Raw genomic sequence first — 14180 nt, 5'->3', positions numbered from 1 at the left:
TAGCGGCGTCCGGTGCCGCCTGTCAGTTGCAGGATGCGTCTATCTGCACCGTTTGGGAAAAATGTAGTGGTAACCATAAAAACCAGCGCTTTTTTTACGGTTATGTAGTGCCAAAAGTCGGTGGTGTTACGGAGGGTTACAGACATCGTCTAACAGTCGTCGAAAAACTGACTGCGCTGGAAGCCCCGGTTTTACTGGGCTGGCGGAGAGCGTTATTTTTTTGGACGGGTTTTTGTTACCGATTGCGCGACAGGCGCGCATTGCTACAAGAGGTTCTCGGCGGCATAATGTAGCCCCTTTTTTCTGCCCCTACATGTGGAAGGTTACCGTGACTCAGAAGCCCGACCAGTGTCTTGGTGAATGGATCGACCGTGAAGCACTCGCAGAAGCGATGATTCCGCTTATCGGTCAGCTCTACCGCAACAACAACGTGGTGAGCTCGATCTATGGCCGCAGCCTGATCAACCAGTCTGTCATCGCGATTCTCAAAGCTCACCGCTTTGCTCGCCACCGCTCTGCCGACGACAGCGAACTCTCCGTCCACGAAACATTCCCACTGCTCAAGGCCATGAGCGAGCTCAAGCTCGGCGCGGCCTCGGTAGATCTGGGCAAGCTGGCGTACAAATTCCGTAACGAAGGCAACGGCCGCACCGCCGAGCAGTTCGTGCGTGAAGAAATGGCTGACGTGGTTGGCCAGCAAAACGCTTCGGCCCGCAAAGGCACCGACGTTGTGCTGTACGGCTTCGGTCGTATCGGCCGTCTGCTGGCGCGTATCCTGATCGAGAAAACCGGTGGCGGCGACGGCCTGCGTCTGCGTGCCATCGTGGTGCGCAAGGGCGCCGAAAACGACCTGACCAAACGCGCCAGCCTGCTGCGTCGCGATTCGGTACACGGTTCGTTCAACGGCACCATCACCATCGACGAAGAAAACAACACCATCACCGCCAACGGCAACCTGATCCAGGTTATCTACGCGAAGAACCCTACCGAAGTGGACTACACCCAGTACGGCATCAAAGATGCGCTGCTGGTGGACAACACCGGTGTATGGCGTGATGCCGATGGCCTGGGCCAGCACCTGGCGTGCCCGGGTATCGACCGCGTTGTTCTGACCGCACCTGGCAAGGGCAAGCTGAAGAACATCGTTCACGGTATCAACCACAACGAAATCACGGCTGACGACAAGATCGTGTCCGCCGCTTCCTGCACCACCAACGCCATTGTGCCGGTGCTGAAAGCCGTGAATGACAAGTTCGGCATCATCAACGGTCACGTCGAAACCGTTCACTCGTACACCAACGACCAGAACCTGATCGACAACTTCCACAAAGGCGATCGCCGTGGCCGTAGCGCCGCGCTGAACATGGTGATCACCGAGACCGGTGCTGCCACCGCTGCTGCCAAGGCCCTGCCTGAGCTGGCCGGCAAGCTGACCGGTAACGCGATCCGCGTTCCGACGCCGAACGTGTCCATGGCCATTCTCAACCTGAACCTTGAGAAAGCCGCCTCCCGTGAAGAGATGAACGAGTACCTGCGCTACATGGCGCTGCACTCCGATCTGCACAAGCAAATCGACTTCGTCAATTCGCAGGAAGTGGTTTCGACCGACTTCGTTGGCTCGCGCCACGCCGGTGTGGTCGACGCTGAAGCGACCATCGTTCAGGACAACCGCGTTGTTCTGTACGTCTGGTACGACAACGAGTTCGGCTACAGCTGCCAGGTGGTTCGCGTGATGGAGGACATGGCCGGTGTAAACCCGCCAGCGTTCCCGCGCTAAGCCTTAGCTGCAATTGAAAACGCCCCGACTCTGGTCGGGGCGTTTTTGTTTGCGCGCGATTTGCCTTAGCGGGGGATGGCGGCTTGGGCCGTGCGCAGTTCGTGCCTGTTGCCACGGAATAGCACCAGCGTGGCGATCAGGCCCAATACGGCTGCGCCACTGAGCCAGATCCCCGGCGCCGCCTTGTTGTCCAGCACATGAATCAGATAAGTGCAGGCCGCCGGGGTAAAGCCACCGAAGGTCGCGGTCGCCAGGCTGTAGGCCAGCGAGAAACCGGTCGTACGAACTTCTACCGGCATGATTTCGGTGAGTGCCACCACCATTGCCCCGTTGTACGAGCCGTACAGGAAGGACAGCCACAGCTCGACGATCAGCAAATGGCTGAAGCTCGGGTTCGCCACCAGCCACGACAGCGCCGGATAAGCGGTCAGGATCGCCAGAATCGTCGCCGCCAGCAGTAGGGGTTTACGCCCAACCTTGTCAGACACCGCGCCCATCACCGGCAGCCAGAAGAAGTTCGACAGACCGATGCACACGGTCACCAGCAACGCATCGAAGTCCGACAGGTGCAGTTCCGCCTTGCCGAACGTCGGTGTGTAGGCCGTGATCAGGTAGAACGACACCGTGGTCATGACCACCAACGCCATGCCGGCGATGACGATGCCAAAGTTCTGACCGATCGAACGGATGATTTCCTGCAGGGTAGGGCGATGTTTGCGCGCCTGGAACTCCGGAGTTTCCTCCAGCGAGCGGCGGATGACGAAAATCACCGGGACGATCATGCAGCCGATCAGGAACGGCACGCGCCAGCCCCAGTCGCCCATCTGTTCCGGGCTCAGCCAGTGGTTGAGGCCGACCCCGAGCAGGCCGGCGAATACCACCGCCGCCTGCTGGCTGGCGGACTGCCAACTGACGAAAAAGCCCTTGCGGCCCGGTGTGGCGATTTCCGCCAGATACACCGACACACCGCCCAATTCGACGCCGGCCGAGAAACCTTGCAGCAATCGCCCGAACAGCACGATCAGCGGTGCAGCGACGCCCAGGGTGGCGTAGCCCGGCACGCAGGCAATCAGCACGGTGCCGGCCGCCATCATGGCCAGCGTGATGATCAGGCCTTGGCGCCGGCCGTGTCGGTCGATGTAGGCACCGAGAAAAATCGCCCCCAACGGACGCATCAGGAAGCCGGCGCCGAAAGTGGCCAAGGAAAGCATGAGGGACGCGAAGGCGCTGTCGGTAGGGAAGAAGGTCTTGGCAATGGCCGTGGCATAGAAGCCGTAGACCATAAAGTCGAACATCTCGAGAAAGTTGCCGCTGACAACGCGAAAAATCGCCTTGCCTTTGCCGGTCGTGGAAGACATGGGTAGGTACTCGCTCTAAATCTTGTAAGAAAGCGTTGCGCTCGTAGCCCATAATGGCCGGCGCGGTTTTGCGGGGAGATGAAGAATTGTTAACTGGACGCTGGGTGATTCTCGTGCTGCTGACCGGGTTTTTGTCCGGCTGCGGCAACGGTGATTCCCTGGAGACTTTCGGCGGCCCGACGATGGGCAGCACCTATTCGATCAAGTACGTGCGCCACGCCAATCTGCCTGCGCCGCAGGAGGTGCGTGTCGAAGTGGAAAAAATCCTCGCGGACGTCGACCGGCAGATGTCGACTTACCGTGCGGACTCCGACATCTCGCGCTTCAATGCATTGCCGGCTGATCGCTGTCAGGTCATGCCCGCGCCGGTCCTTGAATTGATCCGCGTGGGCGAGCAGCTGTCGCAACAAAGCGAAGGCTCCTACGACCTCACCGTAGAACCGCTGATGAATTTGTGGGGTTTCGGCCCGCAAGGCCGTGAAGAAAAAGTCCCGGATGTGGCGGCGCTGGCCGAAGTGCGGCAGCGCGTCGGTCATCAGCACCTGCGCATCGACGGTGACCGGTTGTGCAAGGACGCGGCGGTCGAGGTGGATTTCAACAGCATCGCCGCCGGTTACGCGGTCGACACCATTGCCGCGCGGCTCCAGGCTCTGGGCATACATGATTACCTTGCCGAAGCCACCGGCGAGCTCAAGGCATCCGGCAAGAAGCCCGACGGTTCGCCATGGCGCATCGCACTGGAAGAACCGCGCGACGATCAGCAGCTTGCAGAGCGCGTCATCAATGTCGATGGCTACGGCCTCTCCACGTCCGGCGACTACCGCAACTTTTTTCAGCAGGATGGCCGGCGTTATTCCCACACCTTCGATGCCCGGACCGGTGCGCCGGTCCTGCATGACTTGGCGTCGGTCACGGTAATTCATCCTTCAGCGCTGATGGCCGATGGACTATCGACGCTGTTGCTGATTCTCGGCCCTGAAAGGGCCTGGGACTATGCCGAAAAACACGACATTGGTGCATTCTTTGTGATTCGTGCCGATAAAGGTTTCGTCACACGCACCAGTCACGCGTTCGAACGGCTCAGTGGCGCAAAAGTTGACTGAGAACAGTACGAAAGCTGGCGTTGTAGTGCATGCAAAAGTAGCCTACGACGCGACCAAGGGTTAATGTGCGCGGCGTTGACGCTTCTATAGACTGTGTCCGGGTTTTCTACTGGCCCCCAATTGTTCCTTCGCGCCGTCGTTCGGCGTGATTTAGCCGCCGGTGCTGCTGGCATCGCGGCCTGTTCTGAGGAGTACGCATGGCTGTCTACAACTACGACGTGGTGGTGCTGGGTTCCGGCCCGGCGGGAGAAGGCGCGGCAATGAACGCCGCCAAAGCAGGGCGCAAGGTGGCGATGGTCGACAGCCGTCGCCAGGTCGGCGGCAACTGCACCCACCTGGGCACCATCCCGTCCAAGGCCCTGCGTCACTCGGTGCGGCAGATCATGCAGTTCAACACCAACCCGATGTTCCGTGCGATCGGCGAGCCGCGCTGGTTCTCCTTCCCGGACGTGTTGAAAAGCGCCGAGAAAGTCATTTCCAAACAAGTCGCTTCGCGTACCGGCTACTACGCCCGTAACCGCGTCGACGTGTTCTTCGGTACCGGCAGCTTCGCCGACGAGCAAACCATCGAAGTGGTCTGCGCCAACGGCGTGGTCGAGAAACTGGTGGCCAAGCACATCATCATCGCCACCGGTTCGCGTCCTTATCGCCCGGCGGACATCGATTTCCACCACCCGCGTATCTATGATAGCGACACCATCCTCAGCCTCGGCCACACCCCGCGCAAACTGATCGTTTACGGCGCCGGCGTGATCGGTTGCGAATACGCCTCGATCTTCAGCGGTCTGGGCGTGCTGGTCGAGCTGGTGGACAACCGTGGTCAGTTGTTGAGCTTCCTCGACTCGGAAATCTCCCAGGCGTTGAGCTACCACTTCAGCAACAACAACATCACCGTGCGTCACAACGAAGAGTATGACCGCGTCGAAGGCGTGGACAACGGCGTGATCCTGCACCTGAAATCCGGCAAGAAGATCAAGGCCGACGCCTTGCTCTGGTGCAACGGCCGTACCGGTAACACCGACCAGTTGGGTCTGGAAAACATCGGGGTCAAGGTCAACAGCCGTGGCCAGATCGAAGTCGACGAGAACTACCGCACCTGCGTGCAGAATATCTATGGCGCCGGTGACGTGATCGGCTGGCCGAGCCTGGCCAGTGCCGCCCACGACCAGGGCCGTTCCGCCGCTGGCAGCATCGTCGACAATGGCAGCTGGCGTTTCGTGAATGACGTGCCGACCGGCATCTACACCATTCCGGAGATCAGCTCGATCGGCAAGAACGAGCAGGAGCTGACCCAGGCCAAAGTGCCGTACGAAGTGGGCAAGGCGTTCTTCAAGAGCATGGCGCGGGCACAGATCGCCGGCGAGCCGCAAGGCATGCTGAAGATCCTGTTCCACCGTGAAACCCTCGAAGTGCTGGGCGTTCACTGCTTCGGTTATCAGGCGTCGGAGATCGTGCACATCGGTCAGGCGATCATGAACCAGCCGGGCGAGCTGAATACCCTGAAGTACTTCGTCAACACGACGTTCAACTACCCGACCATGGCCGAAGCCTATCGGGTAGCGGCGTACGACGGCCTCAACCGGCTTTTTTGACGGGCTCCGGCCGGTGGCCTGAGCCGGCCGGGGAGACCGATTTCAGCCATTCCCGAGGGTGGCAGTGGCCAAACCGGGAAAGTCTGTAATCAGGCTGTCAACGCCGAAGTCGGCGAGTCTGCGCATCAGCGCAGGCTCGTTGACGGTCCACACCGACACATGCAGCCCCTGACGCTGCGCCTTTTGCAGGCGTTCCGGCGTACACAGCGTCCAGTTCAACGCCAGAATCTCGCAGCCGTAACTTTGCGCGACCTTCAACGGGTCGAGCCAGGCGTATTCGGCCACCAGGCCGCGCGATACGTCGGGCACCAGATCCAGTGCAGCCTTCAAGACTTCCCGCGAACTCGAGGTGATTGTCACCTTGTCGAGCAGCCCGTGTCTGACTGCCATTTCACGGATCGCCAGCACGGTGGTCGCGGCGCGGGTGCGAGAAGCGCTTTTGACTTCCAGCTGCCAGTGCTCGAAATCACACTTTTCGAACAGTTCTTCCAGCGTTGGAATCGGGCATGGCTTGATCCAGCCCGGACCGCCCTTGCGCGCGTCGTAGGTCACCAGCTCGGCGGCGGTGTGCTCGACCACCTTGCCGCGCCGGTCGGTGGTGCGCTTGAGGGTCGGGTCGTGGATGACCATCAGCTCGCCGTCCTTGGACAGGTGCAGGTCCAGCTCGCAACGGCGAACGCCGTGCTTGAGACATTCCTGAAAACTGCTCAGGGTGTTTTCCGGTGCTTCGCCCTTGGCGCCGCGGTGGCCGTAGATAAGGGTCACGGTTCTTCCTTAATTTAGATGCCTGATTCGTTCTGTTCGCGGGCCAGACGTCGTTCCTGGGCCTGCTTCTGCAAGATATAGCGGGCGAGCAACTGGCGCTGGGCATCGGTCAAGTGTTCGAACTCGGTGCCGACGTCGTAGCCGTCGCCCTTGCGGTCGCAATGGGTCACGCGGGCGCGCAGCAGCAGGCCAAGCGCCTGGGGCATCAGAACCAGTTTCACCGACAGGTGCGCGCCGGTGGCGATCGGGGTAGGGTGCTGAAAGTCGATGCCGCCCTCGGAGATGATCACCGGTTGCGGCTCGCCGATATGGCCGAGCACGGTCAGGGCGACCACCTGGCTGAGCAGGTCGATGCGTTTGTTCTGGGATTTCAGGAACGCCGCGATGGCGCGGTCGCGTTCGCTGATCTGGCGCAGCAGGTGCTGCGACTCGAATTCGCTCAGGTGCAATTCGCTGAGCAGGTTGAACAGTGGAGAAGCATCCTGCAACACTTCCTGGCCTGCGGCTTCGGGAGCGGACAGGGGCCGAATTTCCAGTGCGATCGTGTCCTCGATACGGTAGTATTCGCGGCGATCTTCTTCATCTAATGTCGACATGGCGAACCCATGGTAGCGGCGGTGGTCTGAGTGTAAAGCTGGTTATCGACCCCCGCCACAAGGACGTTCCTTTTCCCTCCGAACAAGCCCCGACATGTTCAGACCTCTCTTCGTATTTATCGGCACGCGTTATACCCGTGCAAAGCGTCGCAATCATTTTGTGTCATTCATTTCCCTGACTTCGATGATCGGGCTCGCCCTTGGCGTGGTCGTGATGATCGTGGTGCTGTCGGTAATGAACGGCTTCGATCATGAGATGCGCACCCGCGTGCTGGGCATGGTGCCCCACGCGACCATCGAGTCCGGTGAAGCCATCAACGACTGGCCGAGCCTGGCTGCCAAGGTCAAGCAGAACCCGCAGGTGGCGGCCGTTGCGCCGTTCACCCAGATGCAGGGGTTGCTGACCAACAACGGCCAGGTGTCCAAAGTGTTGCTCAATGCCATCGATCCGGCGCTGGAGCGCAACGTTTCGATCATCGACAACTTCATGAAGCAGGGCAAACTCGACGATTTGACGCCGGGCAGCTTCGGCATCGTGATTGGCGACAAGGCCGCGACCAAGCTCGGCGTGGGCATCGGTGACAAGATCACCTTCGTCGCGCCGGAGGTCAGTGTGACCCCGGCCGGGATGTTCCCGCGCATGAAGCGCTTCACCGTGGTCGGCATCTTCCATGTCGGCGCCGGTGAACTGGACGGTTATCTGGGCGTCACCAACCTGCAGGATCTGGCGAAGATGCACCGCTGGAAGCCTGATCAGGTGCAGGGCCTGCGCCTGAAGTTCGACGATCTGTTCCAGGCCCCGCGTGAGGCGTGGAACATCGCCCAGCGCCTCGGCGAAGACCGTTACTACGCCCGCGACTGGACCCGTACCCACGGCAACCTGTATCAGGCGATCCGCATGGAAAAAGCCATGATCGGCCTGCTGTTGCTGCTGATCGTCGCCGTGGCCGCGTTCAACATCATTTCCACGCTGGTGATGGTGGTGAATGACAAGAAGGGCGATATCGCCATTCTGCGCACACTGGGCGCCACGCCGGGCACGATCATGCGCACGTTCATGGTGCAGGGCACGGTGATCGGCGTGGTCGGCACGGCCATCGGCGCCGTGGTCGGGATCTTCGCCGCGCTCAACGTCAGCGCCGCGATTTCCGCCCTCGAAGGCGTGATCGGACACAAATTCCTCAACGCCGACGTGTATTTCATCGATTACCTGCCGTCGCAGGTGCAGAGCCAGGACGTGGTCATGGTCTGCGCCGCTGCGTTGGTCCTGAGTTTCCTCGCCACCCTGTATCCAGCCTGGCGTGCCGCGCGCACCCAGCCGGCGGAGGCGCTACGTTATGAGTGAGTCGGGCATGAGTGAAAAAGCAATCTTGAGCTGCCGCAACCTGGGCAAATCCTACGAGGAAGGCCCGGAGTCGGTGGAAGTGCTGGCCAACCTGCAACTGGAACTGCATCCGGGCGAGCGGGTGGCGATCGTCGGCAAATCCGGTTCGGGCAAAAGTACCTTGCTCAACCTGCTGGGCGGTCTCGACACGCCAACCAAGGGCGGTGTCTGGCTCGACGGTGAAGAGCTTTCGGCGCTGAGCGAGAAGAAGCGGGGTCTGCTGCGTAACCGTGCCCTCGGGTTCGTGTACCAGTTCCACCACCTGCTGCCGGAATTCACCGCGCTGGAAAACGTCTGCATGCCGCTGCTGATCGGCAAGACCGCGATCCCGGAAGCACGTCAGCGTGCCACGGCGTTGCTGGAGCGGGTCGGTCTGGGCCATCGCCTGGAACACAAACCGGCAGAGCTGTCCGGTGGCGAACGCCAGCGCGTGGCCATCGCCCGGGCGCTGGTGAACAATCCAGGGCTGGTGATGCTCGACGAGCCGACCGGCAACCTCGACTCCCACACCGCTGAAGGCATTCAGGATCTGATGCTGGAACTCAGCACTTCGATGCGCACGGCGTTTCTGGTGGTGACTCACGACATGAACCTGGCTCGCCAGATGGACCGCGTCCTGCAACTGCAGGAAGGTTGCCTGACCCCCATCTGACGGCTTGAAACTCGATGCCTGAAAAGGCATCGGGTCTTTTATTTTTATACGGTGCCCCAGCGAATGTTCAGACCGTTATCGATCTTTATCGGCACGCGCTATACCCGCGCCAAGCGCCGCAATCGCTTTGTTTCGTTCATCTCGATGACCTCGATGATCGGCCTCGCCCTCGGCGTGCTGGCAATGATCGTGGTGTTGTCGGTGATGAACGGCTTCCAGCGCGAAATGAGCTCGCGCATCCTTGGCATGGTGCCCCACGCGACCATCGTCGGCGTCAAGCCGATCGACGACTGGCAGCCAGTGGCCGCCGCCGCGATGAAGAACCCGGAAGTGACCGCCGCCGTGCCGTTCACCGAGATGGAAGGCATGCTGTCCTACAAGGGCATGATGCAGCCGATCCAGATCAGCGGCGTCGACCCGGCCCAGGAAGGCAAGGTGTCGATCGTTGCCCAGCACATTGTTCAGGGTCGTCTCGATGCCTTGAAACCGGGTGAGTTCGGCGTAGTGCTGGGCGAAATCACCGCTCGGCGTTTTCGCCTCAACGTCGGCGACAAGATCACCCTGATCGTGCCGGAAGTCAGCACTGCACCGGGCGGCATCACCCCGCGCATGCAGCGTCTGAACGTGGTCGGCGTGTTCAAGGTTGGCGCCGAACTCGACGGTTCCATGGGCCTGATCCACGTCTCCGACGCCGCGACCATGCAGCACTGGGAGCCGAATCAGGTGCAGAGCGTGCGTCTGGCGGTGAAGGATCTGTACGCCGCGCCGAAGGTTTCCTCGGACATTGCCAGCGGCCTCGGCGCCGATTTCAAGGCTGACGACTGGACCCACACCCAGGGCAGTCTGTTCAGCGCGATGAAGATGGAAAAAACCATGATCGGCCTGTTGCTGCTGATGATCGTCGCGGTGGCGGCGTTCAACATCATCGCGACCCTGATCATGGTGGTGAACGACAAAGGCGCGGACATCGCGATCCTGCGCACCATCGGCGCCACGCCACGGCAGATCATGGCGATCTTCATGGTGCAGGGCACGGTGATCGGCATCGTCGGCACCATCATTGGTGGCGTGCTGGGTGTGATTGCGGCGCTGAACGTCAGTGAGATGGTGGGCTGGGTCGAGCGGGTGACCGGGCAGCACATCTTCAGTTCGGACGTGTATTTCGTCAGCAACCTGCCATCGGAATTGCAGGGCGGCGACGTGCTGCTGATCTGCTCGGCGGGCTTCATCCTCAGCTTCCTGGCCACGGTTTACCCGGCCTGGCGAGCGGCAAAGATCGAACCGGCGCACGCGTTGCGCTATTCGTAAGTTCCCCCATTGAGGCCGGCATTGCCGGCCTCAATCGTTTTTCGGCAACTCAATCACAAACCGCGTCCAGCCCTGAGCCGATTCGCAATGAATCTGCCCGCCATGGGCCCGGATGATCGACTGAGTAATCGCCAGCCCCAATCCCGCATGCTCGCTGCTGCCTTCCTGGCGCGCCGGGTCCGCACGGTAGAAACGGTCAAACAAACGCGGCAACAAGTCCGCAGAAATCCCTTCGCCACTGTTCTCCACGGTCACCCTCAAGGATTTCGCCTGCTCGGTGACCCGAATGCGCACCTCGCCGTTTGCAGGGGTAAAGCGCAACGCGTTATCCAGCAGATTCGACAGCGCCCGGCGCAACATCGCGCGATCCCCCTCGAGCTGCCCCGCACCGTCACGGCTTAGGCTGACCTGAGCGTCTTCGGCCAGCGGCGCAAAAAACTCCAGCAACGCATCGGCTTCTTCAGTCAGCTCCAGCGGTTCACGCTTGGGCACCAGCAAACCGTGGTCAGCCTTGGCCAGATAAAGCATGTCGTTGACCAACTGCGCCATCCACTGCAGCTCTTCGAGGTTGCTGTGCAGTGCCTCGCGATAGTCTTCGAGGGGGCGAGGGCGGGTCAGGGTGACCTGGGTGTGGGTCAGCAGATTGGAAAGTGGTGTGCGTAGCTCATGGGCGATGTCGGCGGAGAACGCTGAAAGCCGCTGAAAAGAATCGTCGAGGCGTCCGAGCATGGCGTTGAAGCTGTGGGCCAATTCCGCGAGCTCTGCAGGCATCCGCGCTTCCGGCAGTCGGGCATTCAGCGATTGCGCCGAAATCCCACGGGCCACGGCACTCATGCGCCGTAACGGGCGAAGACCGCTGCGGGCAGCCCAGGCGCCGAGCAGCGCGGTGGCCAGCGCGGAGAGGCCGACAGTCAGCCAGATCAGATGCTGCATGCGTTGCAGGAAGTGCTGGTGGTGGGTGATGTCCAGCAGCAAGGTCAATTGCGGGGAATCGGATTTTCCCGGTTCAAGCGCGGCGTTGAGCAGGCGATAGTCGGTGCCGTTGTCGTTGATGGTGGCCAGACCGGGTTGCTGCGGCAGGTTTGCCGGGGCATGCAACGAGCGACCGAACCAGCGCTGCCCCTCAGGGCTGCTGATGCGCAGCGAGACATCGCCCTGCTGGCTCAACTCGTCGGTGATGTGCGCGGCGTCGCTACCACTCAGCAGTGTCTGACGCACGCTGAGCAGTTTTCCTTCGAGCAGTTGCTGGTCGAGCTCGATGAAGTGGCCCTCGCTGGCCCGATTGAAAACGACCCCGGCGACCAGCGAAACCACTGCGGTACAGCCTGCAAACAACAGCGCCAGCCGGCCGCTCAAGGACAGTCGGCGCATCAGTCGGTACGCTCTTCAAGGACGTAACCCATGCCGCGAACGGTGTGAATCAGCTTGTTGGGGAAGTCGTCGTCGATCTTCAGGCGCAGTCGGCGAATCGCTACTTCGATGACGTTGGTGTCGCTGTCGAAGTTCATGTCCCAGACCTGTGAGGCGATCAGCGATTTGGGCAGCACTTCGCCCTGGCGGCGCAGGAGCATCTCCAGCAGAGCGAACTCTTTGGCCGTAAGGTCGATGCGTTGACCGCTGCGCTCCACCCGGCGGCGAATCAGGTCCAGGCTCAGGTCGGCCAGGCGCAGGCTGGTTTCCTGAGGCGTGGAACTGCCGCGGCGCAACAGGCTGCGCACTCGGGCCAGCAATTCGGAGAAGGCGAATGGTTTGACCAGATAATCGTCGGCGCCCAGTTCGAGGCCGTGAACCCGGTCTTCCACGGTGTCCTTGGCGGTCAGAAACAGGATCGGCGTTTCCAGACCGGCGCTGCGCACCGCTTGCAGAATCTGCCAGCCATTGCGTCCGGGCAGCATCACGTCGAGGATCAGCAGCGCATAGTCGCCACTCAACGCCAATTGCTGGCCGGTGGTGCCGTCGGCCACCAGTTCGGTGTTGAAACCGGCCTCGGTCAGGCCCTGGCGCAGGTACTGGCCGGTTTTGGGTTGGTCTTCGACGATCAGCAGTTTCATGGGCGACTCGGGTAGCGGGAACGAGGACGTTATACCGTGGGCAAACGCGGTGAGCGCCAACCTGACAAAGTTGTAATCTGCCTGTCAGGTCGCTGCCAGCGCAGGCGGGCTAGAGTTTCCCACAGGCTGAACCTTGATTTGTTGGAGTACGACTATGTTTTTGCGCAACCGTCTGGCCCTTGCCGCGTGTCTGCTGGCGCTCAATTCGCCGCTGTGGGCAGCGCCGGCGCACACCTATGACTTCGGCCAGCCGGCCCCGGCGGCCAAGGCCAGCCGCAGCATTGAAGTGGTGATGGGCGACATGAGCTTCGATCCGAAAGCGATCGAGATCAAGGCCGGTGAGACCGTTCGTTTTGTGCTGGTGAATAAAGGCCGGTTGCTGCATGAATTCAACCTTGGCGACGCGGCGATGCATGCAAAACATCAGCAGGAAATGTTGCAGATGCAGCAAAGCGGCATGCTGACGCCGACCGGCATGAAGGAAATGTCCCACGACATGGCGGGCATGGATCACGGCTCGATGGGGCATGGCATGAAGCATGACGACCCCAACAGCGTGCTGGTGGAGCCGGGCAAGACCGCCGAGTTGACCTGGACCTTCAGCAAAGCCGTGAATCTGGAGTTTGCCTGTAACATTCCCGGGCATTACCAGGCCGGAATGGTCGGCAAACTGACTGTCAGTCAGTAAGCACTCAAAGGCGGGAGCAAAGGCTGGTAGAATCCGCTGATTCTTCAGTCAGGTTTCCGCCATGCATCCCGCAGCCGAACATTCGCCGCTGGGCAAATCCAGCGAATACATCGCCACGTACACGCCATCCCTGCTGTTCCCGATTCCGCGCACTGCGAAATGGGCCGAGCTGGGCCTGACCGCCGAAACCCTGCCGTACAAAGGCGTGGATTTCTGGAACTGCTTCGAGCTGTCGTGGCTGCTGCCGTCGGGTAAACCGGTGGTGGCGATCGGTGAATTCAGCATTCCGGCGGATTCGCCGAACATCATCGAATCCAAGTCGTTCAAGCTGTACCTGAACTCGCTGAACCAGACGCCATTCGCCGATATCGCGAGCCTGGAAGCGACGCTGGTCAAGGATCTGTCCGCTGCTGCCGGTAAACCGGTGGGCGTGCGGGTTCGCAGCCTGAAAGACGTCGAAGCTGAAGGCGTCGTGGCGTTACCGGGGGTGTGCATCGACGATCTGGACATCAGCGTCACCAACTACGAACATCCGCGTCCTGAACTGCTGCGCTGCGACGATTCGCGCGTGGTGGAGGAGAGCGTGCACAGTCATCTGCTCAAATCCAACTGCCCGGTGACGAGCCAGCCGGACTGGGGCAGCGTGGTGGTGGAATACCGTGGCGCGGCGCTGGATCACGCCAGCCTGCTGGAATACATCGTCAGCTTCCGCCAGCACTCGGACTTCCACGAGCAGTGCGTGGAGCGGATCTTCCTTGACCTGCAGCGCCTGCTGAAACCGGAAAAACTCACGGTGTTTGCGCGTTATGTGCGCCGGGGCGGGCTGGACATCAATCCGTACCGCAGCACTGAAAGCGTGCAACTGCCGAACCATCGTCTGGTTCGTCAGTAACCCGTATCGCAGAC

At 60.9% G+C, this 14180-nt stretch carries 13 protein-coding genes; 8 read left to right on the top strand and 5 right to left on the bottom strand.

Annotated features, from left to right (window positions below; translation table 11 throughout):
• The first annotated feature begins 313 nt into the window (after positions 1 to 313).
• Positions 314 to 1777, top strand: coding sequence for a glyceraldehyde-3-phosphate dehydrogenase (locus tag K3819_RS19955; RefSeq protein ID WP_039772791.1), 1464 nt, complete (start codon positions 314 to 316; stop codon positions 1775 to 1777).
• A 65-nt stretch (positions 1778 to 1842) separates the two neighbouring features.
• Here K3819_RS19955 and K3819_RS19950 read toward each other — a convergent pair whose 3' ends face one another.
• Positions 1843 to 3135, bottom strand: coding sequence for an MFS transporter (locus tag K3819_RS19950; protein WP_039772790.1), 1293 nt, complete (start codon positions 3133 to 3135; stop codon positions 1843 to 1845).
• 53 nt (positions 3136 to 3188) lie between these two features.
• Here K3819_RS19950 and K3819_RS19945 point away from each other — a divergent pair, with 53 nt between their 5' ends.
• Together K3819_RS19945 and sthA are read left to right on the top strand one after the other, a co-directional pair.
• Positions 3189 to 4238, top strand: a complete 1050-nt coding sequence (locus K3819_RS19945; RefSeq protein WP_256575419.1) for an FAD:protein FMN transferase — start codon at positions 3189 to 3191, stop codon at positions 4236 to 4238.
• Positions 4239 to 4435: 197 nt separating this feature from the next.
• A complete protein-coding gene (gene sthA / locus K3819_RS19940) occupies positions 4436 to 5830 on the top strand; it encodes a Si-specific NAD(P)(+) transhydrogenase (RefSeq protein ID WP_007953019.1) in 1395 nt (464 codons plus the stop codon).
• A 42-nt stretch (positions 5831 to 5872) separates the two neighbouring features.
• On the opposite strand, the gene K3819_RS19935 is transcribed toward sthA, so the two are convergent.
• Both K3819_RS19935 and K3819_RS19930 read right to left on the bottom strand, forming a co-directional pair.
• Positions 5873 to 6595 carry a glycerophosphodiester phosphodiesterase family protein gene (locus tag K3819_RS19935; RefSeq protein ID WP_064381085.1) on the bottom strand — a complete coding sequence of 241 codons (723 nt, stop codon included), beginning with the start codon at positions 6593 to 6595 and terminating at the stop codon, positions 5873 to 5875.
• 14 nt (positions 6596 to 6609) lie between these two features.
• Positions 6610 to 7191, bottom strand: coding sequence for a PilZ domain-containing protein (locus K3819_RS19930; protein ID WP_039772787.1), 582 nt, complete (start codon positions 7189 to 7191; stop codon positions 6610 to 6612).
• Positions 7192 to 7285: 94 nt separating this feature from the next.
• On the opposite strand from K3819_RS19930, the gene K3819_RS19925 reads away from it, so the two are divergent.
• From K3819_RS19925 to K3819_RS19915, 3 genes are all read left to right on the top strand, one after another.
• Positions 7286 to 8536 (top strand): lipoprotein-releasing ABC transporter permease subunit, encoded by a 1251-nt coding sequence (locus K3819_RS19925; protein WP_011335182.1) that lies wholly within the window; start codon positions 7286 to 7288, stop codon positions 8534 to 8536.
• Between the two features lie 7 nt (positions 8537 to 8543).
• A complete protein-coding gene (lolD, locus tag K3819_RS19920; protein ID WP_162831788.1) occupies positions 8544 to 9227 on the top strand; it encodes a lipoprotein-releasing ABC transporter ATP-binding protein LolD in 684 nt (227 codons plus the stop codon).
• A gap of 63 nt (positions 9228 to 9290) precedes the next feature.
• Positions 9291 to 10535 (top strand): lipoprotein-releasing ABC transporter permease subunit, encoded by a 1245-nt coding sequence (locus tag K3819_RS19915; RefSeq protein ID WP_011335181.1) that lies wholly within the window; start codon positions 9291 to 9293, stop codon positions 10533 to 10535.
• Between the two features lie 30 nt (positions 10536 to 10565).
• On the opposite strand, the gene K3819_RS19910 is transcribed toward K3819_RS19915, so the two are convergent.
• A complete protein-coding gene (locus K3819_RS19910) occupies positions 10566 to 11906 on the bottom strand; it encodes a heavy metal sensor histidine kinase (protein WP_221397810.1) in 1341 nt (446 codons plus the stop codon).
• Complete coding sequence (locus tag K3819_RS19905) at positions 11906 to 12586, bottom strand: heavy metal response regulator transcription factor (protein WP_085649297.1); 681 nt, start codon at positions 12584 to 12586, stop codon at positions 11906 to 11908. Before K3819_RS19905 ends, K3819_RS19910 begins: the two co-directional genes overlap by 1 nt.
• A 154-nt stretch (positions 12587 to 12740) precedes the next feature.
• On the opposite strand from K3819_RS19905, the gene K3819_RS19900 reads away from it, so the two are divergent.
• Together K3819_RS19900 and queF are read left to right on the top strand one after the other, a co-directional pair.
• On the top strand, positions 12741 to 13274 hold the full coding sequence (locus K3819_RS19900) for a plastocyanin/azurin family copper-binding protein (RefSeq protein WP_085613130.1): 534 nt from the start codon (positions 12741 to 12743) through the stop codon (positions 13272 to 13274).
• Positions 13275 to 13335: 61 nt separating this feature from the next.
• Positions 13336 to 14166 carry an NADPH-dependent 7-cyano-7-deazaguanine reductase QueF gene (queF, locus tag K3819_RS19895; protein ID WP_064598100.1) on the top strand — a complete coding sequence of 277 codons (831 nt, stop codon included), beginning with the start codon at positions 13336 to 13338 and terminating at the stop codon, positions 14164 to 14166.
• The last annotated feature ends 14 nt before the right edge of the window (positions 14167 to 14180 follow it).

Origin of the sequence: Pseudomonas sp. 3-2, assembly GCF_019710535.1 — a bacterium.
In the GTDB taxonomy this organism is placed as follows: domain Bacteria; phylum Pseudomonadota; class Gammaproteobacteria; order Pseudomonadales; family Pseudomonadaceae; genus Aquipseudomonas; species Aquipseudomonas pharyngis.
This window is presented reverse-complemented; position numbering and strand designations above follow the sequence as displayed.

Bases quoted from the DNA above. Each gene is read 5' to 3' on its own strand.
- K3819_RS19955 (WP_039772791.1), top strand. From the start codon at position 314: ATGTGGAAGGTTACCGTGACTCAGAAGCCCGACCAGTGTCTTGGTGAA.
- K3819_RS19950 (WP_039772790.1), bottom strand. From the start codon at position 3,135: ATGTCTTCCACGACCGGCAAAGGCAAGGCGATTTTTCGCGTTGTCAGC.
- K3819_RS19945 (WP_256575419.1), top strand. From the start codon at position 3,189: ATGGCCGGCGCGGTTTTGCGGGGAGATGAAGAATTGTTAACTGGACGC.
- sthA (WP_007953019.1), top strand. From the start codon at position 4,436: ATGGCTGTCTACAACTACGACGTGGTGGTGCTGGGTTCCGGCCCGGCG.
- K3819_RS19930 (WP_039772787.1), bottom strand. From the start codon at position 7,191: ATGTCGACATTAGATGAAGAAGATCGCCGCGAATACTACCGTATCGAG.
- K3819_RS19925 (WP_011335182.1), top strand. From the start codon at position 7,286: ATGTTCAGACCTCTCTTCGTATTTATCGGCACGCGTTATACCCGTGCA.
- lolD (WP_162831788.1), top strand. From the start codon at position 8,544: ATGAGTGAAAAAGCAATCTTGAGCTGCCGCAACCTGGGCAAATCCTAC.
- K3819_RS19915 (WP_011335181.1), top strand. From the start codon at position 9,291: ATGTTCAGACCGTTATCGATCTTTATCGGCACGCGCTATACCCGCGCC.
- K3819_RS19910 (WP_221397810.1), bottom strand. From the start codon at position 11,906: ATGCGCCGACTGTCCTTGAGCGGCCGGCTGGCGCTGTTGTTTGCAGGC.
- K3819_RS19905 (WP_085649297.1), bottom strand. From the start codon at position 12,586: ATGAAACTGCTGATCGTCGAAGACCAACCCAAAACCGGCCAGTACCTG.
- K3819_RS19900 (WP_085613130.1), top strand. From the start codon at position 12,741: ATGTTTTTGCGCAACCGTCTGGCCCTTGCCGCGTGTCTGCTGGCGCTC.
- queF (WP_064598100.1), top strand. From the start codon at position 13,336: ATGCATCCCGCAGCCGAACATTCGCCGCTGGGCAAATCCAGCGAATAC.